The 25,856-nt window shown below is 36.9% G+C and carries 18 protein-coding genes and 1 pseudogene; 12 read left to right on the forward strand and 7 right to left on the reverse strand.

Features of this window, described 5'->3' with window-relative positions; genetic code table 11:
• From L1275_RS02350 to L1275_RS02365, 4 genes and pseudogenes are all read right to left on the reverse strand, one after another.
• A pseudogene (locus tag L1275_RS02350) lies at window positions 1–869 on the reverse strand (hypothetical protein); the annotation flags it as partial.
• Window positions 870–1,548: 679 nt separating this feature from the next.
• Window positions 1,549–2,241 (reverse strand): AraC family transcriptional regulator, encoded by a 693-nt coding sequence (locus L1275_RS02355; protein WP_253469306.1) that lies wholly within the window; start codon window positions 2,239–2,241, stop codon window positions 1,549–1,551.
• 373 nt (window positions 2,242–2,614) lie between these two features.
• Window positions 2,615–3,508, reverse strand: coding sequence for an AraC family transcriptional regulator (locus tag L1275_RS02360; protein ID WP_253469307.1), 894 nt, complete (start codon window positions 3,506–3,508; stop codon window positions 2,615–2,617).
• A gap of 753 nt (window positions 3,509–4,261) precedes the next feature.
• Window positions 4,262–5,710: a LuxR C-terminal-related transcriptional regulator gene (locus L1275_RS02365; protein WP_253469308.1), complete on the reverse strand. Its 1,449-nt coding sequence runs from the start codon at window positions 5,708–5,710 to the stop codon at window positions 4,262–4,264.
• 416 nt (window positions 5,711–6,126) lie between these two features.
• On the opposite strand from L1275_RS02365, the gene L1275_RS02370 reads away from it, so the two are divergent.
• From L1275_RS02370 to L1275_RS02415, 10 genes are all read left to right on the forward strand, one after another.
• Complete coding sequence (locus tag L1275_RS02370; protein ID WP_253470017.1) at window positions 6,127–6,651, forward strand: phage tail protein; 525 nt, start codon at window positions 6,127–6,129, stop codon at window positions 6,649–6,651.
• A 25-nt stretch (window positions 6,652–6,676) separates the two neighbouring features.
• On the forward strand, window positions 6,677–7,288 hold the full coding sequence (locus L1275_RS02375) for a phage tail protein (protein WP_253469309.1): 612 nt from the start codon (window positions 6,677–6,679) through the stop codon (window positions 7,286–7,288).
• Between the two features lie 50 nt (window positions 7,289–7,338).
• Window positions 7,339–7,950 carry a phage tail protein gene (locus tag L1275_RS02380; RefSeq protein WP_253469310.1) on the forward strand — a complete coding sequence of 204 codons (612 nt, stop codon included), beginning with the start codon at window positions 7,339–7,341 and terminating at the stop codon, window positions 7,948–7,950.
• Between the two features lie 6 nt (window positions 7,951–7,956).
• The gene (locus L1275_RS02385; protein WP_253469311.1) at window positions 7,957–14,220 is read left to right on the forward strand and encodes a hypothetical protein; all 6,264 of its coding nucleotides are present in this window, start codon (window positions 7,957–7,959) and stop codon (window positions 14,218–14,220) included.
• A gap of 136 nt (window positions 14,221–14,356) precedes the next feature.
• Window positions 14,357–14,578: a hypothetical protein gene (locus tag L1275_RS02390; RefSeq protein WP_253469312.1), complete on the forward strand. Its 222-nt coding sequence runs from the start codon at window positions 14,357–14,359 to the stop codon at window positions 14,576–14,578.
• A gap of 355 nt (window positions 14,579–14,933) precedes the next feature.
• Window positions 14,934–15,749 carry an AraC family transcriptional regulator gene (locus tag L1275_RS02395; RefSeq protein WP_253469313.1) on the forward strand — a complete coding sequence of 272 codons (816 nt, stop codon included), beginning with the start codon at window positions 14,934–14,936 and terminating at the stop codon, window positions 15,747–15,749.
• Between the two features lie 128 nt (window positions 15,750–15,877).
• Entirely contained in the window at window positions 15,878–16,420 is a 543-nt protein-coding gene (locus tag L1275_RS02400) for a hypothetical protein (RefSeq protein WP_253469314.1), read from the forward strand.
• An 81-nt stretch (window positions 16,421–16,501) separates the two neighbouring features.
• Complete coding sequence (locus tag L1275_RS02405; protein WP_253469315.1) at window positions 16,502–17,299, forward strand: molecular chaperone; 798 nt, start codon at window positions 16,502–16,504, stop codon at window positions 17,297–17,299.
• Entirely contained in the window at window positions 17,292–18,323 is a 1,032-nt protein-coding gene (locus L1275_RS02410; RefSeq protein WP_253469317.1) for a hypothetical protein, read from the forward strand. Before L1275_RS02405 ends, L1275_RS02410 begins: the two co-directional genes overlap by 8 nt.
• A gap of 5 nt (window positions 18,324–18,328) precedes the next feature.
• The gene (locus tag L1275_RS02415; protein WP_253469319.1) at window positions 18,329–21,145 is read left to right on the forward strand and encodes a carboxypeptidase-like regulatory domain-containing protein; all 2,817 of its coding nucleotides are present in this window, start codon (window positions 18,329–18,331) and stop codon (window positions 21,143–21,145) included.
• A 72-nt stretch (window positions 21,146–21,217) separates the two neighbouring features.
• Here the strand turns inward: L1275_RS02415 and L1275_RS02420 are convergent, their stop codons facing one another.
• From L1275_RS02420 to L1275_RS02430, 3 genes are all read right to left on the reverse strand, one after another.
• Window positions 21,218–22,024, reverse strand: a complete 807-nt coding sequence (locus L1275_RS02420; RefSeq protein WP_253469321.1) for a hypothetical protein — start codon at window positions 22,022–22,024, stop codon at window positions 21,218–21,220.
• Window positions 22,025–22,239: 215 nt separating this feature from the next.
• Window positions 22,240–22,500 (reverse strand): hypothetical protein, encoded by a 261-nt coding sequence (locus L1275_RS02425; protein ID WP_253469323.1) that lies wholly within the window; start codon window positions 22,498–22,500, stop codon window positions 22,240–22,242.
• Window positions 22,501–22,539: 39 nt separating this feature from the next.
• The gene (locus L1275_RS02430; protein ID WP_256499777.1) at window positions 22,540–22,881 is read right to left on the reverse strand and encodes a helix-turn-helix domain-containing protein; all 342 of its coding nucleotides are present in this window, start codon (window positions 22,879–22,881) and stop codon (window positions 22,540–22,542) included.
• Between the two features lie 837 nt (window positions 22,882–23,718).
• Between L1275_RS02430 and L1275_RS02435 the strand changes: the two genes are divergently transcribed.
• Together L1275_RS02435 and L1275_RS02440 are read left to right on the forward strand one after the other, a co-directional pair.
• A complete protein-coding gene (locus L1275_RS02435; protein WP_253469327.1) occupies window positions 23,719–24,807 on the forward strand; it encodes a lipase family protein in 1,089 nt (362 codons plus the stop codon).
• A gap of 51 nt (window positions 24,808–24,858) precedes the next feature.
• Entirely contained in the window at window positions 24,859–25,800 is a 942-nt protein-coding gene (locus tag L1275_RS02440; RefSeq protein WP_253469329.1) for an MBL fold metallo-hydrolase, read from the forward strand.
• Window positions 25,801–25,856: the final 56 nt, after the last annotated feature.

The following is a 25,856-nucleotide window of genomic DNA, read 5'->3' on the forward strand; positions in this document are numbered from 1 at the left end:
TGAACCGCCACTCCTTTGTTGTCCGTCAAAACTAAATTCGTTCCCACTACAGCTAAAGTCGCGTTGATGTTGTTGGTATCGATCGTGTTTAACAAAACGTCTACCATATTACCATCACTATCGGTCAAAATCAATTTGTCATCGGCAACGGTCAAAGTACTGTTGGTCGTATTGGTGTCAATAGAAGAAAGGTTTACATTTAATGCTTTACCGTCTGTATCGATCAAAATCAAATCACCATTTGTCAAAGCCAAAGAAGCATTCGTTGTGTTCTTATCAATTGAACTAAGTGGGATTTTTACCTGAATACCTTTGTTATCGGTCAATACCAAATCATTACCAACGACCACTAAACTAGAGTTTATATTGTTGGTATCTATCGATGAAATATCTACATCTACAGAATTTCCATAGCTATCCGTCAATTTTAAATTTCCGTTGGCAAAAGTCAGGCTTGTATTTGTAGTATTCTTCAAAATATAATCTATAACTGTCCCCAAACCATTAGTATAGCTTAAAGTATTAGTCACTGGATCATAATTCAATGCCGTTAGAGAAAAAGGTGTTGGAACAACATCTTCAGAAGATTGAAGGCGTACCCATCTGTCCACCATCCAATAATAATATCCAGGAACAACATCACCTACTTTATTAATATTAAATACCAACAAACTATTCACATTGCCGTTGCTAATACTGGTTACATCTCCGGTTCCATTCAAAGCGACCTGGGGGATTAATACCCCTCGATCTTTTGATACAATTTCTAATTGAGTTGATTTATTTGGTTCCGTAGTACCAATACCAACCTGAGCATACATTGCTCCTGCTCCCATTAAGAAAGCAATCGAGAGTAGATTTTTTTTCATTTGTAGATATTATTTTACATTAAGGACATATGGAATCACTTTTCTACAGTGGTGTTTGTTTCCAACAACCTTTTTGACAAAGGCGATTTCATAATAAAAAGTTCTATTTGTTTAAAAATTTTCGATGATACATCAGGGTATACACCTCAATTAATAGAACAAATTTGTGTTTATTTTTTACAAAAAAAGTCTCAAAAAAACAGGGAGTTGTGTCCTCCAATTTTTTGAAACTACACGCTCAGAGCACAATAAAATAAACACAACTACCACAAAATCAGTAATATAAATATTTCAGTAAATAATAATCAGCATTGAATCTGATTTGGCTCAGTTTATTGATATTAAAAAAATTCAAATATGTTATCCATGAATTATCAGCATTTTTCGACAGCATAAAAAAGTCTGAAAAATGCTTTTTTATTAAGTTTGTTTGATCAAGAAACTCATGCTAATTCTTCCTTGAAGTTTTGATAATATATAGACTAGAATTGGATGAAAAATGCCAAACCTATTTGCTGGTATTAAAAAAAGATTGATTTAAAACTTCTAAACATTCGTAAAACCACATGAAATACTGAAAAGTATATGGCGCAATTGTGTATGAACAAAAAAAGCAGGAACAGCACTTAGAGCTTTCCTGCTTTTTTGGTATATCGTCTATCTAAATAAACAAACTGAATTAACGAAGGTTCCCGGGATTTTTCTTTTTAAATTCTAATGGAGTACAATTAAATTCATTTTTGAAAGCCCTGTAAAAGGATGTTTTCGAATTGAAACCGCTAGAATATGCGATATCGTTGATACGCTCCTTGTTGCAATCTTCATTAATCAGCTTAGCTGCGTATAGAATACGATGTCTGTTGATGATTTGTTTAAAATTGGACTTGTAGAGAAAACTAAAAACTTGTGTCAAATAATGTTTAGGGATTTTGAGTTGATGACTCAAATCATCTAAATTCAAATCGTGTATTAAATAGACTTCTTGCTGTAATAATTTATCTACATGATATTTATAACTATTTAAATCATCTATATTTTTTTTTGACTTCGTATATTTAACTGGAATGGCTATTTCTTTATTTTTGATGTAATTGGTACTTTGCTTAAACTGTTTTATATTCTCAATGGTCAAAAAGATAACAACAATCAATAAAAAGAGGTATGAAATTAAATTCCACCATGTTGCCTCAAATTCAAAATCCAAATCTAAAATCAGAAAACTAACAAAAAAGCTGGTATACACCACCCAATATAAAATACTTAGAAAAACGAGATACTTTAATTTTGTATCGACGATTAATCCTTTTAAGATACACACAAAACCATAAAAGAAGAGACAACCCATGACGATAACCGTTGTACTATGAAGCATTATAAAATAGACATTTTTGAGCATTTCATTATGCGACAAATTTAAATTTATCAAAATAAATAATTTCATAAAAAAGATTGCAGGAATAAAATACAAAAACTTTATTTTATAAAATCTTTTAAAATCATCACGAATAGCGAATAAAAATAACGGGCAAAACCAAAGTGCGAAAGGCACTCCCCTTAAGATAAATGAGTTCATATTTAATCTCATCATCAAAATCATCAATCCGCTGTATCCAACAACTACTATAAAAAAACTTATAGAGTTCCAAATAGAGGTAGTGTAATTTAGTTTAGATATAACGCTTACCAGAAAAATGTTTAAAAACCCTGAAATGAAAAGTATAAACAAGATCATTTCAAAAACTATATCATACATGTTCTAAGTTTTTAAAACATTTATACGACGAAGGAGTTTTTCCGACATTGGATTTAAAATGTTTGTTAAAAGATGTTTTTGAATTGAAACCGCATTCTATAGAAAGTCCTTCAATAGTGTAATTCTCGTTTTCGATGATTCGTTTTTTTGCATACTCGATTCGGTACGCAGCTATATATTGATAGAAATTAACTTTTAACCCTTGATTTAACGCATTTGAAATCTCGATCCTCGATAGATTAAGTACCTCAGCTAGTTGCTGTATACTCAAATTACAGTTTAAATAACATTCCGATTTTTCAAAATGTGTTTGTAAAACTTCAACAATCTCTTCAAACTCTTTTTCCTTGCTTGAGTCTGACGATGCTGCAATACTGTGATCGGAAGAAGTATGGTAAAATGATGAGGCAATCAACAAGAGTAGTGCAGTAAGTAAAAGCACATACAACAACACAGAAATAGGAATTCCCATGCCCCAATTAAAATAAGAATCTAGGATCAATATACTGTATGAACCTATAACAACTACATTAAAGCTTAATAAGTATTTAAAGATATCAGCATTGGCCTTACTAGCACAACTTCTATACTGCCTGAATAACTGATAGGAGTAAAACACGACAATTACTATAGAAAAAACATCACTAAGATTAAGGCCAAACAAATAGTTGATGCTATAAGTCAAGCCAATAGCTCCATAAAAGAGGATCCAATTAACACCTTGTTTTTCTATAAAAAATTGTTGGCAAAGTAAATAAAAAAAAGAGCCATAAATCAGTCCAAAGAAACTTTCAGGGGTTAAATCGAGATTTTTAAAATACAAACTTGACACGATAAGCACTATGCAGACCATGATTGGAACAACATAATTTTGAACGGTTTTCATTAATAAGCAAATTAGGTTAACATTGACGAATTGATCTCTTTGTGAACAGGATTTCCCAGCACAACAAAATCATAAGTCTAATATATCCCTACTTTTTAATCAAGTTTCTAAACTTCAGTACAGTACTTTTAAAATAATTCCGATGTTACAAAAGCGTTACAGTCTGAACCTTTATAAATGTACCACCCAATAAAACGACAAAACGCTGTAATTGAACACCTTATACTGTAACATAAAAGCCAATGTCCCCTACTATTACTAAAATTAAATTTTTATAATTTTACCGTTATCCCCTTTGTTTCAATTAACTAAAATGTGCCAAAAACCGCTATTTGAACATAAAACAAACTTTAAAACCCCTAAAGCGTTACAATTGTTACGCACACAAAACCTGATTTGGGTTAAATTATCGAAATAAAAAAAACAACAAGTTCTATAATTCATAAATATCAAGACAAATATCAATGCATAAAACAAAAAAAAAGTTAGATTTATGTGGTTATCATTTCATTATTCCGAATATCACAAAACCTTAGAATGAATTAAATTTGCCGAATAATACAGTATCCTAGTAGTAATTCAGGACTGTAAGAACATCGATACCCAAGACAGTTCGTATTTTTTAAACCACTAAACTATTCGAGAAATAACGACAGTCTGACCAAAACAATCTAGGATCATTTGGCCTCACAATCTCTATGCTTGGGATCGTATCGATACTACAGCCATTTAACTCCCTTAACGAAGGGATTTTCAGGAAGAAGGATTGGCATATTGATGCATGAATTTAACCGCTTGACTTCTGTTTTTAATTTCTAATTTAAAATACAAATTACTCACGTGATATTTGACCGTACTGACCGATACAAATAATTTTTCCGCGATCTGCTGGTTGGAGTACCCATCTGTAATAAACTTCAAAACCTGTAACTCTCTTTCAGTTAAAAAATGGGTTTGCTTGAGTTTATCAAGAACAGAATCCATGAACTGTCCGTCTATAAAGATACTCTTTGGTGGTTTTAAACCAGAATCGATTTGTTCAAAATTGAGTACTTCTAATTGTTTGACATAATTCTGGATTTCATTTCGATAATTAAAATTCTGAGTTTTAATCTTTTTGACATCGTAAATAATTGCAAAACTAATACTTATGATTTCGAAGGCACTAGCTAATCTAAAAGTATCTCTGGTGAAAAAATTAAAAATAGGTGAAATCGACATTTGCTGTAAATTATAACCTATACCAAACAGTAATACAATCCCCAAAGTGGCGATCATAAAACGAGCAAGTACATTTGTTTTGAATAACTTAATCCCTATATAACAACACCATAAAGCCACCAAAACATTAAAACCGTTTGCCAACAGTAAAAAAACGATGTTATCTGTAAAAAAATAGATAAGCGTAACGACTAAAGTAATCGCAACTAAGATGCCCGCTACTTTAACAAAGTAGGAATCTGTGGCTTTGATATTTAAAAAATGGTAGGTAAACACACAGGCCATCGCAGCGGTTAACCAAGAAAAAAGTACCACGAAATTTTTGAGGATCCAGCTATTCGTTGTTAAAAAAATCAGTAGTCCATCTTCGTATAAAAACTGTAAAAAAATAAAGCTTAGTAAAAAGCAGTAGGAGATAAATCGCTTGTCCTTAAAAATGACATAAAATACCAAATTAAAAATCACGGACATGACTGCTAAACCGTAATACCCTCCGAGTTTAAAAAAATCCCAACGCTCATCTTGATAGAGTTGCTCTGTTTCCTTGATTTGTAAATCAACTCCTGCATAACGGCTGACTTTGTTTTTCAGGAATATTACCGGATAATCTGTACTAAACTCAATTTGATTAAACCTTGTCGGCTTATCGTGAACGTCGCGGAAGTTGTTTCCAGAACGTCCGACGAGTTTAAAAGCGCCACTATCATTTTGTGCGTAGAGGAGTATTTCGTCAAAATACATACTGGAAATTTGCAAGGTCAACGATTTGCCTAGTAAATCCGAAGGAATCACACATTTTATCCAAAAATAATCATTTTCCAATGCTTTCGCTTCGAAGGTATTTTGTTCCTTATTCAGTTCTTCAAACTTGAATTGATTAAAATAACTAAGATCCAATTGTTCGACCTTCTCCTGTGCATTTACTACAAAAGAAAGAGCCAAAACTAATACAGTGGTTACTAGGGTTCGAATAAAACTCAATAGGTTTCTTTTTTAGTTAAAATCTCGCTAAATGCGAACAATGCAAATTTAGTGAATTAAAACTTCTAAAAATTAACTTAAATAAATTTAAATATCCGTCCATCCAAATCATTTTTAAAATTTCTTTTTTCTTCACAATAGCTGAACACTTTAGTAATAAAAAGTAGACAAATGAAAAATCACTTCACTGAAAAACAACAATTTAACAAAAAAACTGTCCCACAAAAAATAAAAAACTAGCCTAAAGTATAGGTTCAAAAAAAGTAATAAGTTCTAAATTTGATGCATCTCGTCACTAAATACAGACTAAAACGCAATTAACACTTCTACACTTTATGAAACAAAAACTACTCCTCCACTTTAAAGGGACACTATTTCTCTTTTTAGCTTTTTCGATCAAAAGTTTTGCGCAGCCAATGCTGGGTGAAATTCGACTTTTTGCAGGAAATTACCCACCGGTTGATTGGGCTATTTGTAATGGTCAGTCATTAGATATTTCAGAAAATAGTGCTTTGTATACACTACTTGGTACGACTTATGGCGGAGATGGAATAAATACATTTAATCTTCCAGATTTAAGAGGCCGCGTAGTGATTGGAAGAGGTCAAGGTCCTACCTTAAGCAATTACCAACTGGGACAAAGTGGTGGCACGGAGCGCTTTATTATAAATACCTTCAATCTTCCCCCTCATTCGCATCTAATCAGTATATCTGATGCTGTCGGCAATGTTGTGAATGCACAAAATAATGCACTGGCCCGAAACCGAACCCTAGATTTAAACAGTACGATCAAAGGTTACACAAACCATGCACCAAACACGCTTCTCAATGCTTCAAGCATCTCAGCAGCTGGTGGAAATTCAGTTATGGAAAACACCCAGCCTTCTATCGGAATTACACATATCATTGCACTATATGGTGTGTACCCAAGTCATCCATAATCTTCACTTCTCATCATCTATATTTATGAAAAAAAATCTACTCCACCTCGCATTATATAGTTTATCGCTGTTCTTATTAAGTTCTTTAAAAGGCTTCGCTCAGGATAATTATATTGGAGAAATAAAAATATTTAACGGTCATAGTGCTCCTGCTGGTTGGGCACTTTGTAATGGAGCTATCTTGCCTATTGCCCAATACTCGACCCTGTATAGCATCATTGGTAATGCTTATGGCGGTAATGGGACAACGAATTTTGCTTTGCCCAATCTGAACGGAAATGTTCCTGTCGGTACAGGACAAGGACCGGGTCTAACTAAAAACTATCTTCCTGGGACTACAACTGGCGCTAGAACTATTACCCTTACTGCAAATGATTTGCCCTCCCATTTTCATTATTTTAATATATATAGTGGCACAGGTAATGTTGATACGGCTACAGGAGCTGTTATTGCAATCGCACAATCACTTGATTTGAACTCGGTACAATTTCCGTTTTCCACGCAACCCCCCAATGCGGAACTCCACCCCTTAACCATTTCCATTGCCGGTGGAAACACCCCCATTTCAAATACCCAACCGTCTTTAACGTTAACCTATATTATTGCTCTAAATGGCATATATCCCTCTAAGAATTAACTCATAAAATATAGCAATCGATTTAAAATAACTACCTTATTTTTTTAAATATGAAAAAAATACTACTCCCCGCACTATGCTCTCTACTGGCTTTTTTCAGTTGTCCGTGGATGTCGCAAGCTCAAGATTATCCTATCCTCGGAGAGATTAAAATCTCCCCAATAAATTTTATCCCTAAAGGTTGGCTCGAATGCAACGGCCAGATTTTGTCGATCGCTCAAAACCAGGCGCTGTTCAGCTTATTAGGTACTATTTATGGAGGCAACGGACAAACAACCTTTGCCTTACCAGATTTACGAGGGCGTATTGCTACAGGCTCAGGAACAGATGCTTCTTCTGGAATCACCTATGTTAAAGGCTCGGTTGAAGGTACAGAAACCATCACCCTAGTTCAATCCAACCTTCCCTATCACAATCACACGTTAAAAGTATATAACGGTCCTGGAGACACCAACATCGCAGCAGGAAACAGTTTGGCAACAGGAAAAACACTTGATTTGAACGAGGTAGATGCGAGTTATTCGACCGCTATGCCTACAACACCACTAAGCCCGCAAACGGTTAGTTCCCCTGCCTCCGGAACACCGATCAATAACTTGCAACCTTATATCGCACTTAGTTATATAATTGCCGTACAAGGATATTATCCCTCCTATAATTAATCGATTATGAAAAAAATATACTATTTAATTTTAGGATTATTATTGCCTTTTCTACTGCAAGCGCAGTATAAAATCAATACGGTTTGGGGTGATGGAAATACCGCTATAACCAATCAGTCTACAGGATCTGCAACTAGTATTACCCAAGACACTGATGGGAATTTTTATTTGGCAACGGCTGGTAGCCACGTCATTTTAAAAATTACTCCCACTCAGCAAAAAACGGTATTTGCAGGTACAGGAATTGCCGGTTATAGTGGTGATACTGGGCTCGCTAATGCAGCCACGCTTAATGCACCATCAAGTGTTACTATACAGAATAACAACTTGTATATTGCCGACCAAGGCAATCGACGCATTCGAAAAGTTGATTTGGCAACCAATATCATTACTACGGTAGCCGGAGATGGCACGGAAAACACCACAACTAATGGACTCGGTGGATGCGTTTCAGTAGCTGTAGACAGCAATCAAAATATCTATGTCAGCACCGGTCAAAAAAATACGATACAGAAAATCACTGCAACAGGCATTCATACAACCTATGTCGGTACAGGCATAGCGGGATTTAACATTGCGGACAATCAAGCAGCAACCGCTGCGTTAAATTCCCCTACTGCTTTATTTATCAAAGACACGGATCTTTACATAGCCGACATGGGCAATAGACGCATCCGCAAAGTGAATTTGAACAACGGTCAGCTTTCCAATGTAGCTGGAGACGGTACAACCAACATTACTGGCAACGGTTTGGGAGGATGTAACGGAGTAACGGTAGATCCGCTAAACAACATCTATGTGAGTGCAGGAGGAAAACACGTTGTTCGCAAAATTACGGCCGGCGGTGTACATACCACCTATGCCGGTACGGGAACTAAAGGCTTTTCTGGAGATAATGGATCCCCAGAACTGGCCAACCTTAAGGGCCCAAGCGGGCTATTATATGCCAACTCACAGCTGTACTTCAGTGACTTGGGAAATTACCGCATTCGTTCCATAAAAGACTTCAATTTTGCACCGAACAGCAATAAAGTACTGTTTGTAAAAAAAGGTTCAAACGGTACTGGTGATAGTTGGAATAATGCGATAGGGGAATTGTCCGATGCCTTAGCATGGGCACGAGATAATGCTAGCAAAAATCTTTGGACTGCACAAAATCCACTTCAAATCTGGGTTGCCGCAGGCACCTATTTCCCCCAATACAAATTAACCGACTTAGACTTAAGTAACGTGCCAACTACTTCTAGAGATCAAACGTTTTACATTGAAAACAACATCAACCTATTTGGAGGATTTGTCGGAACAGAAAACACGGTAAACGACAGAATTTGGAATAGTAATAAAACGATATTGAGCGGTGATTTACTAGGTAATGATCTTGCGGAAAGCTTTGATAATCATACAGAAAACACCTATCACGTGGTTACTGCAGTGAATTCCACTTTTACCATGGATGGCTTTACCATTAGCGGAGGAAATACTGGAACAACAGGAGCTGTGGCAATAAACACAAGGAATATTTTTAGAACTGCAGGAGCTGGAATGCATGCTGTATTTTCCAATGTGAAACTCCTGGACGTCGTCTTTGAAAAAAACAAAGGAACCGGAGCAGCAGCTTATATTAAGGACAGTTCCTTTACCTTTAAGAACGGTAAGGTTCGAAATAATACTGCCACTAACATTGCAGGTTTTTCTATTGACACTTCTACTGTTAATATCATCAACAGTGCGATCTATAACAATACGGTATCCAGTTTGTATGCTGTATTAAATAGTAACGCATCTACCACAGTAATCACCAACACGGTGATCACTAAAAACACCTCTGGAGGTACAACAGCCTTTCAAGGTACGATGGCATCATCTGTACCGGCTACTCAAATCTACAACAGCATCATTTGGGATAATACCACGGGGCCAGGATTAGACACTTCTGTCAATTTTATAGCGCTTAACAATATCACAAAAAATGTGCTCACAGGCAATTGGAATGTCGACCCACAGTTTACTAATGCGGCAAACAACGATTTTAGTTTAAAAATGGCCAGCCCTGCTAGAGATAAGGGTAATAATATTTACTATACAACAGCCGGTGGTAACCTGCAAAACGATCGAGATTTAGGGAATTTTGCTCGTTTGAGCGAGGCGAATATTGACTTGGGCGCTTATGAGCTTCAAATCCCACTTATTCCATTGGCAGTTACTCTAAACCCAACCCATATCCAGTGTCATGGTACGCTTACAGGAGCTCTTACTACAACCGTTGTTGGAGGAATTGCTCCATACACCTATCAATGGCTAGACGGATCATCAACAACTGCTACGAGATCCAGTTTAGGTTCGGGCAGCTATACAGTGATCGTTACTGATGCTATTGGCGGAACAGCTACTACAACTATTACCCTAACACAGCCGTTGAGCGCTATGACAACAACCGGAAGTTTTAGACCCGTAAGTTGTAATGGTGGTTCTAACGGAACGGCAACCGTTGTAGTTTCAGGAGGAATAAGCCCTTACACCTATACTTGGAACAACAGCTCATCAACTAGCGATACCGCTACAGGTTTGACTGTTGGTTTCCATACCGTAACGGCAACCGATGCCAATGGATGTCAAATATCTAGAACTTTCACTATCACGCAGCCTACGGTTTTAAATGCATCTACTAGTCAAACCAATTTAGCTTGTTTTAATGGAGTTACAGGTATTGCATCAGTAACCCCAACAGGAGGAACAGCACCATATACCTATTTATGGTCTAATGGCGCAAGCTCACAAACTATTTCTGGACTAGCAGCAGGACAATACAGTGTCGAGATCACCGATTTCAATAGCTGTACCGTTACCAAAACCATAATGCTGACCCAACCAACTGCCCTGGCAGTAACAGAAACCCACACCAATGTTAGTTGCAACGGAGGTTCTAACGGTTCAGGAACTATAAATGTCACCGGAGGTACACCGCCTTATAGTTACTCTTGGGCTCCAGTTGGAGGAAATCTACAGACAGCTACAGGACTGAGAGCAGGCACTTACACCGTAACCATTACGGATAGTAATTCTTGTACAACTACTAAATCGGTTAGCATCACCGAACCTGAGCCGCTTTTAGTTACCGAATCCAGCACTAATATCAATTGCTATGCAGCGGCAAACGGAACTGCAGAAGTATCGGTTAGCGGAGGTAGATTGCCTTATAGCTACCAGTGGTCTAATGGAGCAACCACGTCAAAAATTTCCAATTTGAATGTAGGAAACTACCATGTAACCATTTCCGATGGTAATGGATGTACAAAAACGGCCTCCTTTCTTATAAAGCAACCCCTAGCGCCTTTAGAGGCTAGTTCGACTTTAACAATGGTTAGTTGTAGTGAAAACAACAACGGCGTTGCTGCTGTAACACCTAGTGGTGGTACTGCTCCGTATACCTATTTATGGAATACTGGCGCAAGCACACCAAGCATCTCTAATTTAACTGCAGGTGATTACAATGTAGTGATTACCGATGCAAGCGGATGTTCTATCACGGTTAACATGACCATTACGCAGCCTTCACCTTTGGCTACGTCTGGAAGTCAGGTTAATATTAGTTGTGCTGGTGCTGCAACCGGATCAGCTAACGTAAGTGTTTCTGGTGGAACTGGAACATACAGTTATTCCTGGTCTCCTTCAGGTGGAACTAGCGCCAATGCGACCGAATTAACTGCTGGAAATTATACAGTAACCATCACGGACGCCAACAATTGTCAAATCACGAGAAGTTTTAATATTACAGAGCCCCAGACTTTCGATGCGACGAGTTCGCAAACTAACGTCAGTTGCAATGCCCTGTCTGACGGAACTGCTACAGTCACTGCTACAGGAGGAACGGGAATTTACACCTATTCCTGGTATCCTACAGGCGGAACTGCCGCTACTGCGACAGGTCTCACCGCAGGTAATTATACCGTGACTATAACTGATTCCAATCTATGTAGTATCACTAGAAGCTTTACCATTGAAGGCTCTATACCCTTAACGCTTTTAGAAAAACAAGTTAATGTGAGCTGTTATGGTGGATCAAACGGATCGGCTACGGTTACCATGACTGGCGGAACCACTCCATATACTTATTTATGGTCAAATAACGCGACTACACCAACGGCTACAGGACTAAGTGCCGGTACTTACGAGGTGGAAATCACTGATGCGAAGGGTTGTACTCGTAGTACATCATTTACCATTACAGAACCTTCGCTGTTAATTCCATCTACGACACAAACCGACATCGTTTGTTATGGCACAGCCACAGGTACTGCGACCGTAAACTCAATTGGAGGAACAGCGCCTTATACTTACTTATGGTCCAATGGTGCTACAACACCAACCATCACTGACTTAACAGCAGCTACCTATACAGTAATTGTTACGGACTACAAAGGTTGTACTACTAGCACCAGTGTCGATATATCTCAACGCAGTGCATTGACGGTTACAGCATCACAAGTCGATGTAAGTTGTCTGGGCGAAGCCAACGGCTCGGCTACCGTACTCGTTAGTGGAGGATCACCGGGTTACACCTATTTCTGGGCACCTAGTGGTGGCTCTGAAGCCACGGCCTCAAATCTAGCAGCTGGACAGTATACCGTGACCATCACAGATGCTAATGAATGTACAACTGTTAAGGAGATAACCATCGCTTCCTATGCGCTGACCACAGTATGGAACGGCACAGCATGGAGTAATGGAAGTCCAAACTCCTTGCAATATAGAGCGGTTTTCGAAGCTGATTTCAATTCTACAGCAAACTTAACAGCTTGTTCAATATCCGTAGAAAACAAAGCCAAGGTTACCATCAAATCTGGACATACCTTAACCGTTAATCACCGCGTAGACATTGAAGTAGGCGCTGACTTGATTATCGAGGACAAAGCCAACTTATTGCAAATTGAAAACGTTGCCAATTCGGGTATCGCAACAGTAATTAGCAACAGTACACCGATGAAATGGTTAGACTATACTTTATGGTCGTCACCTGTAAGTGGACAAAATGTATTTGGATTTTCACCTGAAACGGTAAAGAATAGAATCTTTACTTATAAAGGAAGCGTTCAATTAGTCAATCAATCTCCGATTGATAACAGCACGCTTTCCAGCAGTTCAACCATGGAAGTGGGTTATGGTTATTTATTTAGAGCACCAAACACCTACTACAACTCCCTACCAAACGCGTTAAGTTATACAGGGAAATTTAAAGGGGTGTTAAACAACGGACCGATATCGGTAAACACGTATGCAGCAGACTTTACCTCTATTGGTAATCCGTATCCATCTGCCTTAGATTTATCTGCTATCGTAACCGATTATAACGCGACGGCCTATTTCTATACCAATTCCTATCCGTATGTCAACGGAGCTTATACTGGGAATAATTATGCCAGCTACAACAGCACCGGCTCAACGAGTTCTGGTAATGGTGTGATTCCAACAGGAATAGTACAAAAAGGACAAGGTTTTATACTAGAGACTCTAGCTAGCACTATTGAATTCAACAATAGCATGCGTGTGAATACTGCCGGAGCGATGATGAAACCCGCTTTTGTAGAGCGTCACAGATATTGGATTGACCTTAAGGACGATAAAACCAAAGAATTGTACAACCAAATATTGGTCGGTTATCTCGATGGTGCCTCTAGCGCTTTTGACCACGGAAAAGACGCTAAGCTATTTGGTCATGAAGGAACGGCTCTATACACTTTGATTGATCAAGACCAAACCGCTTATGTCATTCAAGGTAAAGGCTTACCTTTTACCGATACAGACAAAGTAGCTCTTGGATTTAAAGCTGTTGAAGCAGGGAATTTCAGTGTAAAAATCAATCATGTTGATGGATTGTTCCAACAAAATCAACGTATCATTTTATTGGATAAGCTATTGAATACCGAACACGACCTTACTTTAGGCGACTACGCTTTTAGCAGTGAAAGTGGTGTGTTTAACCAGCGTTTTGAGATTGTGTACGCGTCGCCGAAACTCGCCATCGATCAACCTAAAGACAAAGAAGTTAGCGATTGGTTGGCCTATAAAAAAGGAGATGTCTTCCAAATCGAGAGTATTGGTTTTGATATACAACATATCGAAGTCTATGATATGCTGGGAAAACGACTGTTTAAATCGACAAAAATCGATGCTAAAAATTATGTCTTACCGGTGATCAACAACCAGCAAATACTGCTTATCAAACTCCAAACGATGGGGAACCAAACTTTATACAAAAAAGTAAAAAATTAGAGTCACTTTATCCCGTTGCTCTGACGAGCAACGGGTTTTAAAATCAAGAACCAGACCAGCAGAACGCGGCAAGGCTTAACTAAAAAATTGACCCGATAAACAACCCACAGCTATTCATTTAAAACCAATAATAAATATGAAAAAATATCTAAACAGCTTACTGCTCCCTGCAATTGTCATAGCTACTACTCTAAGCGCTTATGCACAACCGGGTAATCCAAACGGAGAACCCGATGAACCACCAGTACCTATTGATGATTATATCCCTCATTTTATCGTCTTAGCCGTGGTAATCGCCGCATTCTGGTTTTATAAGCAATCTCAGAAGAAAAAGAAACCACGCAGATCGGAATATTAAGTACCTTTTTTACAAAAACCTTAGACCTAAAACGTCTAAGGTTTTTTTTTAGGATTTTATACTACTTAAGAGTATAATTCGAAATAAAATACTAAAAATTATCTCAATTTTAGAATTAAGTGACTAATTAACTGTAAAAAACAGTTCTTAACACCCTGACAAACCATACGGTATATTTAAAAAAAACGTTACCAATACATACAGATTTAACAAAATATCATTTAAATAAAATATATTTGCATGAAAATACCTTATAATCACAAAATCTTAACAACGTCAATTAACGGCGTTTTGCTTAACTATGTCCATCCATATCCCCCATCCTGAATTTATCAGCCAGTTAAAAAATATTTGTTTGTTAAGTCTAGATACGTTAATAGCAAAATATCCCGAGGTGGTACAACCTCAACGTTGGCCGTGTTATTCGATATTTTGGACGGGAAAACAGGTATATAATCACGTCATCAATAATACCCTCATCACCATTCCTGAGAATCATTTTTTATTTATTGGGCCAAACCAACTACATCATTTTATAGACAAGAAAAACAAACATGCTTATTTGCTGATATTCAACAGTATTTTTTATAGTCGTACGGAGATAGAAAATCACCAATTGGAAAACAACCCGCTATTTGTGAATAATGACAGATACTATATTGCTGAAAATTTCATCGATAAAATCTCTGTCTTTAAAAACGCTTATTTTAGATATTTACAGGATCCCGAAGAGCTTTCATTAGTCAATCCGGTTAAAAGAAATATTGCACATAATATAGTCGAACGCATCTTATTAAACGGTTTAGAGAAAAACGATACCGCAATACAAGAACCGATCCATGCCATTTCTGAGTTTAAAATAGCGACCCATTTCAAAAAAATGGCCTTAGAAAAAATCAATGATGAAAAGAATGTTGGTTATTATGCCGATCGTTTAAACATCACAAAACGCAGTTTAGATAAAGCTACAGAAAAAGTGTTTGGAAAGACAGCCAAGTCCCTATTGATTGATATTTTGATCGAAAAATCTAAAACTTTATTGGTCAATACAGACCTGTCCGTTAAGGAGATTTGCATCGAATTGGGCTTCAGTCAAGAGACTAATTTTAGTTCTTTTTTTAAGAATTACACCCAAGAATCTCCTTCGGATTTTCGTGCTAAATACTTTTAAAACACCTTAAAAAAAATGATTTTTATCATATTCTAATTGTATTTTTTCATCAGTCGTTTTTAAAAAGTCGCATTACATTTGCATCGCTTCAAATCACACACCACGGAGCAACATAAAAACGACAAAAAATGAAAAAAACACTTCTATTATGCCTATTATTAGCTACAGTAGCTTTTAATAATCAAGCTTTTGCACAAGATGTAACTTTAAAAGTTACTTTGCGCCCAATTCAAACTATTTTGATCAACCCTGCACAAAAAATCGTTGATTTGAATTACGCTACGAAAGAAAATTATTCTAACGGAGTAAAATTAGATCAGGTGGATCACATCAGTATTTATAGCACCGGTGGCTTTGCAGTAAAAGTAAAATCTGCTTCACCAACTTTAGGTAGTGCACATACTGGAATCAGTGAAAAAATTGATGCAACAGATATCGTAATTACACCAACTTTAAGTACAACAACACCACTTGCTGGTTCTACTTTAAGTGCTGTAAGTTTATCCACTACGCCTAAGACGTTAATCACGAATACTACTGGAGGAATCGACAAAAGTTTTAACATCAACTATGCCGCTGCAGGTGGAGGAAAGTATGTTAACAAATATTTCAACGTGGAAAGCCCAACGGTATATACTACTACTGTAACTTATACTATTGAAGCTCAATAATAAAAGATCCCGTTATTATTTATAGAAAAGAGCAATTAGGAATAGTATTTCTAATTGCTCTTTTTATTATACCTTAGTCTTATGATTTTATCTCAAAGGTTTTCCATATTGGCGGTATTGCTTATTATTTGTAGCAACCTATACGCACAGTCGGGCTTGTCGGTAAGTCCTCCAAGAAACTATTTTACGGTAGCGGTCGGGCAAAGTGAAAGCAAAAAAGTATTGGTTAGCAACCCGAGCAAAACCTCGCGTTTAGACTTAGCCGTTTCATTAAACGACTGGAGTTATGACGAGTTGGGCAATAATGTGATTTATGATGCTGGAACGAGAGACAATTCGTGTGCGAACTGGATTTCGATAGCGCCGCAGTCTTTTTTTTCCTTAGCACCGGGCGAAAGTTATGAGATGGAATTGATTGTTTCGATTCCCAACAATCTCAGCACAACCATTCCCGTTCATACAGCAATGCTGTATATCACTCAAATCAATCCCGAGGATGCCGTTAACGAACACGGTACCAATATTAAAGTATCAGTTCGTACGGGTATTAAAATATACCAGCGTTTTCCTGGGGCGAGATTACCCGAATTGGAAATTCAAAATTTTGCTTACGACAAAGAGAATCTTATATTAGACTTTGACAACACTGGAAATATCTGGGCCGACGGTACCTTAACTTGCGAATTAATCAATCAAGAAACCGGAAAAAAAATAAGTCTTCCCGATACGGTATTTTATACCATTCCGAAAGATCAAAGAAAGGTTGTGATCACCTTACCAGCTGGACTTGAAAAGGGGAAATACATCGCTACTTCGATGTTGAATTATGGTGAAAATGCAACTATCAAAATGGCCGAATTAAGCTTTACTCATGAATAACAGCAGCTTTTCTACTAAAGTTGGGTGGTATATTATATTCTCCCACTTTTTATTTACAATTGGCGTACAAGCACAGATCGACATCAACACCTATTCTGATGGTTATATCAGTGTTAACAGTTATAATGGTGTTACAGCATCGAATTGGACCACGGTGCAAGTTAATTTGAATGGCAATTCCAATTTAGAAAACTGGACGCTGACTGCTAGAGTTAGCAGTCCGATTAGAAACTCGGAGGGCAAAACATTTCCTTTTGACAAAATCGCCATGCGCATCAATCATATAGAAGGCAGTATTCAGGGTGTGACACCATCGATCACTTCAATAGGAGCTGATCCGAATCCAATTATCATGCAGTTATCTGATGTCAATTTGATTCAGAACTCTCCGTTAAAACTAAAAACACCTGCAGGCACCTATAACCAAATTAAAATTGTTTATGACATTATCATACAGGGAGGAGCTTATTTACAAGAATTAAAAAGTTGGCAATCCTACCCTTTCCATTGTGTCATCACGTTAAAAAATGCAGCTGGAGGAATTGTACACCAGGGCACCATCAACAATTATAATTTGCAGATAGTACCTTCTGACAATCCACCGATAGAAAACACCTATAGCATAGAGACCTCCATCAATTCCAGAAATAGTTTTCTCGAATTCAATACACTAGCTGACTACGTCAACGGTGTAAAAGTGCAATATAATAATGCCTTAAAAGTGATTTCTTCGACACCCTATTCGATACAAGTTCGCTCGACGAGTAATCAACTCACCGCAAGTAGGTCCGAGCTTCCAATCAGTGTTATTCAACTTTCTTTGATTGATAGCAAAACAAGTGGAACATTGGGCAACTTGGAATTAAGCAGTTATTACCAGACACTTTACCAAAGTCCTGCTGCTGCAAAGCAAGCACGGTATTTCGATTTAAAGTACTGGACAAAAGCCAGAGATCAACGCCTCTTAGAAGTAAAGCCAGATACTTATAGCACTACGTTAATCTATACATTAACGCCACAATAACACCTATGTTTGCACTGCTAAAAGCGCGCTCCTCTAAGATTGCATGGACTGTATTATTCTTTGGAATCTATGCCTTGACCTGCGGGCAATCGTCCAATTTAAGTGGAATAACCCTAAAAACAGATAATGAAATCGTCGCTTCAAACGAAACTTTATTATCGTTGGTTACCTCCTTAAAGAACACTACTGACACCCGTTTTACAGGGACGTTAACCGTCGACTCTGATATCCATTTGAACCGTGTAAATCCCGGTCCAATATCCATCACATTGGAGGCAGGTGCTTCTTCGTTTTTACCGATAAAAATCTGGGTAGACAAACTACATGCAGCTGGTAATTCATCCGTAACCTATAGGTTACTTGATTCAAACAACCAAGTGATCCAAAGTGCTACGACACTAATTACTATATCATCAAAAAGGCAGCTGCGCATCTTATCCGATGACGCACAATTGATGATGCGCCAAATCGGCGATTCCATCCGCGTTAATACTCGAGTGTACAACAACGGGAATCAAATAGAAAAAATTAAATTAACGGCGTCTTTTCCGAAAATGCAATTTCAGAACACGCTCTTAAACAAAGAAATAGAACTAAAACCCTTTTCAGACACTATAGTGCGGTTTAGCAAAATCATCGATCAGGAATTAATGTCTTTGGAATACTTCACCGTCAATGTAGCCGCTTTAGATCAAAACAATGACTTTATCGGTAATGCCATTACTATCGTACAAAATGCCTCAGGAGATCGGCGTTATATCAATCCGACAAACAACGGATATTCCAACGACTTTTGGAACGACAATAAAATTACTTTAAGTGCACGAGATCTTACTGGAAATAATCCATCATACTCCATTTACGGCAAAAACGAAATACAACTAAACAAGGGAAAATTAGCTATTAGCCTAGATGGTACACAATGGAATAAAACGTCAGAACTGCCGTTATTTACCAACACCTGGATTCAGTATGAAGCCAATGGAAAAGGCATACAACTGGGAAACCTACAAGAGAATGATCTTGAGATAAATCTATCGGGCCGAGGAGTGAAAGTTTATACCGCAAACGACGAACGAACTAAGGAATTACAATTGGGTTTTATGGATAAATCATACAACCTGATCAGCACCTCGCCTTGGAGCACACAAGGCATTGCCGGTTTTGCTAAAAACAAATTCAGCTTGTCTGAAAAAACAACCTTGTTCAGTTCGTTTATATTCGATAGAAGTTATGGTATTGACAGTTATTTGCTGATGAATAACTTGGTTTGGACCGCAAATTCCAATTGGAAGTACGACTTTAGATTTGGACAAGGATTAACGGGAGCCTCCCTCACAAATTACAACCTACCGTACAAACCTTCCATAGCAATTGGCGCCAACCTGCAAGGTAAAACGGGTACTTATCATTTTAGCAGTACTAATTTTTACAGTAGTGGGTATTATCCAGGAATTCGAAAAGGAGCTTTGCTGTTAGATGAACGCATCACAAAAAACTTTGAACGAAGTATGATGTGGGTCGGTGTAAATTTTTATAATTACAATCCAGACTTTATCGATCCATTAATATATTACAAAAACAATTCCGAAAATTTTAGAGCAGAACTCGGGATTAATTTTTCTTTGCCCGCCCAATTTAGATTGAGTTTTATTCCACAAGTCAATTTTGAAAATGGACGCTACCTGACTTTAAATACTTCAACCTATCAAAATCTGAGTTATCGATCGACCTCCATCAACGAAACGGCAAGTTGGAGCAGTAAAAACCATCAACATCAGGTATTTTTATCCCTTTTTCAAGGTATCGCCCAGTATCCGTTTTCAACGGAAAACAAGTTTATCCATAAAACGCAATTATCCTGGAGCTATCAAGGTTTTCAGCTAAGTGCTTTTATTCAAGAGGGCAATTTTATGTTGGCAGAGGGTTTGTATAATTCATTTGACTCGGATGAAAAAATCAATCGTTTTTCAGTCATGCCAAGTTATCGAAAATCATTCTGGAATGATCGTTTGACCATTCAACTCAACGGCCTTTATAATTATGATTCGTTTTCAGGAAAAAGCTATATGTTAGCAGGAATGACAGAATGGAAAGCTTTTAAAAAAACCAGCTTCTTTGTTTCGTTAAATCAATACCACTATCAAAACAAATCGTTCCAAACTCATAATACTTTTTTGCAAGCAGGGATTACACAAGCTTTGCCAAACAGCGCTACAACGACAAATACAAAAAAAGGAAACATACAGATCTTTTGTTATTACGATCGCAACACCAATGGCGTTTATGATGAAGGAGACGAGCCCGCAGTCGATCGTATAATCATGATCAACCAATCTGCTTTTGTTGCCCAAAAAGACGGTATGGTAAGATACCGCGCTGTACCTTATGGAGCTTACCATATATCGGTTAAAGGTAAAAACTGGATGGCAAAAGAATACGATTTAAACTTGGTTTCCAAGTCCACAGAACTCGCAATACCACTACAGGAAACCGGAAACATTCGAGGCAAATTTGAATATATTTACGATGCTAAGCTCCAATATGAAGTCAGTGGTATTAAATCCGGTCTAGCCGTAACACTCACAAACCAGCAAAGTCAAATTTTCACTTTTAAAACCAATGATCAAGGTGAATTTATCGCCTATTTACCGATCGGGACGTATCAGCTTCAAATCGATATTTCGCAATTACCGAAGAACGTATATACCGAAGAAGAATCACGAATTATTATTGTCAGCAAAGGTAAATCACAGATTATTGACCCGCTTATTTTAAAGGTTAAAGAACGAAAAATAGAAATCAAACGCTTCGGACAATAAGTTCTAATACTGCTGCGTGCTATATTCGAAAACACGATTATTCGGTTTTACACGAATTACGCGTAAAACACCTTATCGCATAGCTCTTATTTTTTTTAAAGGGGTTTTCTTTATTTCCTCTTCTTTCTTTTTAACGGGATTGCCATGAGCATCGAGTAATATTACTTTCATATAGGAGACAACTTGTTTGGAATCTGCCGCCTCAATACTGATTTCATTTCGTTCGTTCCTCCCTTCTTTTGGATGGACAATCTTTTGTTTAATCCACCAAAGAAACTGTTGTTTCTCGACATCGAAATCAAAGGAAACCGACTCGATAGGTTCGATACTCGTTCCGGTTTGTTTAACAATCTCCATGACTTTACAGTAATCGAGTATAGGATCTTCAGGCAGATAATGCGCTGCATCGGGAAAATTAAATCCTGAAATTATTCTTTTATTGTCGTCGATTGCAATGCCGATACAATATTTAATATCGGGTCTGGGAAGGTAATAGTAATAAAAAAAATATTTGGCTTTACAAGCATACATATCTACGGGAGGATACCGTCCGTCAAATTTTACAATACTGTCATAATTGCTGATATCAACGGATTTAAACTGCATTTTAGAAAAAAAGGCATCTCCAACATAATCCTTTATATATTTTTCTAAATCATCCTTAACCGGCAGAATTTCAGCTTCGACCATTAGGATGTCCAAAGGACCTTTTGCCGACATCCAGTCACTGGTTTTTTCACCTTGAAACGCAAAATTGTAAACTGGACATGGAGTACTAAATTCTTTCGTCTGAAAGTCACCTGAAATGGTTTCCTTACATTGTGCCTGAGCTACGAATAAACCAAATACACCTATTATAACACTAAAAATAAACCTCATTTTAACAAATTTTTACAAGAACCGAATTTAATCAATTATCCGTTTTAAAAAACTTATTAGCAAAAAATACACAAAAGTATTTTTATATGCCCCAAAAATGAAAATCATCAAATTTCAAACCCCATCCTATTTGCAGAAAAACAAAGAAATCTTTGCTACAAAAAAAGCTGAAATTAACAGTTTCAGCTTTTTTTAATAATTTTGATCTATCTCTTCTATAAGGAGGGTAAATTAGCCAGAAAGGCTCCTTTAACCTCCCACAATTCGCCAATTCTGTCCTTACGATAAATCTTATCGTTGAAAAACGAGTTATCGTTTGTAAACAGCAACTCGTCATCATTGAGCACGGTTTTAAAGCGATGCACAAATATTCCCTTGTGGTCATCCACTAATACATAGATTGTACCTTCTGTCATGTTGGCTATATTTGCCTTTTGACAGATTACAAAACTACTCACACGAACCGTTGGAGTCATGTTTTCACTAATCACCTGAAATGCCACCTCACATTGATCTCAAAAAGGAAAATGGTAAGAGTATAAGGTGGGTAGGATTTTTTTAGCCTCAAGTACATATTGAAACTGTAAATCAGAAGTAATCATTCTAACTCCGATTTTGTCTTTTCCCTCTACTGCATTATATTGCGGTCTTAATTTATTTACACCATATAACAAGTCATTCAAATCTATATGATGCACTTCACAGACATCAATAACAGATTCAAATTGCATACTGTTTCTCTTTTTCCAAGAGGAAATAGTATTGGGTTTAACTTTTAAAATTTTAGACAACTGTAAGTCAGTTTTAACATTTAAAAGCGATTTAAGTCTTTTTAAAATAATATTTGTATCTAGCATTTTGTATTCTCAATTTGTGTTAAACACTAACTCCTGATAAAAATCGAAGCCCTCACACCCATAAATTTTATTTGCTTTAAATTGAACGTAAAACTGTATTTACCTTGCTACAAAAAAAATCAAACTAATTTTTTAAAAACACCTATACGATTAGTAAAATTGTGCACTCTTATATGTATTATTCAAAAAATATACCAATTATTTTTTACAGCAGTTTTTAAAAAAAAGCAATTACAAATCTTATAGGTATTCTTCTCTATTAGACCCCTAAATCACAAAAAGTCACATCTATTTTAGTTTTTTTCGATCAAAAAACAGAAAACAGCACAAAAAAACATGGAATGGCTATTTCAAATCAGTCCGAAGAAGTTCAATTAAAAACATTTATCTTATAAAAAGACCTCAAATGTAACTTCCACAAAAAAACAGTTTGGGGAACGAATACTTAATAAAACCATTTTAATAAATAAAATCAGCTAGCAAGGAACTTGTATAATTCTCAAGTAAAAATTATAATTCCGTAAGTTCTATACTAAATTTTATTATACAAATAAAACAGTTTTTCTGTAAAAACTGCCAAAATATACAATAATATTTTTACACTTTTGTGTTTTATATTATTTTTAACACAGGATGTGTAGTTTTTATTTATTTAATTGTGATAATTTGATGTTATTTACAAACAATATACCGTTTTACTGCTGAAATTGACACTACAAATAAACATAGTTTAATATAAATAAGCTACCAGCTGTATTTATCCACAGATCTCTGTGTGATACCCCTAAAAAACGTTGATTTTGTCATATATTTATCTGACGTAATGAAGTTTTACCTATGAAAAAATATTTTCTTATCCTACTATTGAGCACCAATCTCCTTAGTGCTCAACACATAACTCCTGGTTTTGATGCCAAGGAATTTTTCGATTTACTCAGCTTGCTAGCTCAAAAAAACGAGTCCAAAACTGCCGATATTGTTCCAATACCTGATTTATATAAACTCGCTTATCAGTCTAAGGAAATAGGCTTCGACAATCAATGGTCTTTATGGATAAACGATAAAAATCAGGCCGCCATCACGATACGCGGTTCGGTACAATCTTCGCTTAGTTGGTTATCTAACACTTATGAGGCGATGATACCGGCATCTGGTGTATTAACACTTTCTAATGATCTTCAATTTCCGTATCAGCTTTCAACGGATCCGAATGCCGCTGTGCACGCAGGCTGGATGATCAGCACCGCTTTTTTATTGCCCGATATAAAATCCAAAATCGATTCGTGTTATCAACAGGGAATTCGTGATTTTTATATCGCAGGACACAGCCAAGGTGGTCCGATTAGCTTTTTAATAACCTCCGAATTAAGACAGTTTCAAACAAGTGGAAAGCTAGCGAAGGACATTCAATTTAAGACCTATGCCTCCGCTTCGCCCAAACCGGGGAATCTCTTTTATGCCTACGAATTTGAAAAATCAACGCAAGATGGCTGGGCTTTTAGCGTTGTCAATCCCTTAGACTGGGTTCCAGAAATGCCCTTCTCCATACAGACCACCCAAGACTTCAATCCCCTCAACCCCTTTCCTCTTATTCAAGGTCTAATTGCAGAACAAGGCCTGGCTAAAAAATTGGTGTTACGGCATTTTTACAATCAAATCGATAAACCCACCAAAAAAAGTCAGCGTAAAATGGAGAAATTATTGGGGAAAAATGTTTTCAAATTAATTCAAAAACAATTGCCCGAGTTGCATGAACCCCAGTATTTTCCGAGCAACAATTATGTACGAACGGGAGCCATACGCGTATTGATTCCCGATGAAGGTTACTACAAATTATTTCCTCAGGACCCAGAAAAGTCATTTACCAATCACGACTACCGCGCTTATTTGTATTTGGCTCAGCAATTGTATTTAAAACAGAAATAAGTACCTCATCAGTAAGAATTGCTTGAATTGTAATAACTTTGAAAAAAAAACATGCGAAAGATTTTATTAACACTATTACTTTGTTCACAAAACTTACTTTGGGCTCAATCTTTTGACCTAATTCCTTTGGGAGTTTATGGCGGTGGAGATGAAAGCAACCTCTCTGCTTATTTGATCGGTGAAAAAGACAAAAACGAATTTCTATCCCTTGATGCCGGTACAATACGTGCTGGTATTCGTGTAGCCATTTCCAAAAATACTTTTGATGTAACTGACGAAACCGTTTTAAAATCCTATATCAAAGGGTATTTTATCTCCCATGGTCATTTGGATCATTTATCGGGTTTGATTATCAATTCACCAGAAGACAGCAAAAAAAACATCTATGCGTTCCCCTATGTAATCGACGTTTTGAAAAACAATTATTTCACGAACGCCTCTTGGTCAAACTTCGCTAATGAAGGGGAAAGTCCTATATTGAACAAATACAGTTATCAGCGATTAGAAAAAAATAAGTTACAACAGGTCGAAAATACTTCCTTACGCGTTACTGGATTTGAATTGAGCCACGGCACTTTTAGTAAAAGCGCGGCCGTTTTAGTTCAAAACAGCGCAGATGAGGCTATTTTATATTTAGGAGATACCGGTGCAGACAGGATTGAGAAGTCCGAGAACTTAGCCATACTGTGGCAACATATTGCGCCACTGATTAAAGAAAACAAACTAAAAGCGATTATGATAGAGGTTTCGTTTCCCAACAAGCAACCAGAAACTGCCCTATACGGTCACTTAACCCCTAAACTATTAGTTGAAGAACTGATAAAATTGGAAAAATCCACAGGACAAGGTCGACTTAAAAATTTTAAAATAATTATTACGCATTTAAAACCTGGTGGCGATCAAATCGAAATAATTAAAAAGGAACTGCACGAAAACAACCCCTTACAACTCGATTTTATTTTCCCTATCCAAGGTCAAAAAATGGTATTATAAGTCCATTACCTAGTGAAAACTTTACTAAGTATACTCCATACTGAAGATCTACTCCC

The sequence above is a fragment of the Flavobacterium sp. HSC-61S13 genome (assembly GCF_024171535.1).
In the GTDB taxonomy this organism is placed as follows: domain Bacteria; phylum Bacteroidota; class Bacteroidia; order Flavobacteriales; family Flavobacteriaceae; genus Flavobacterium.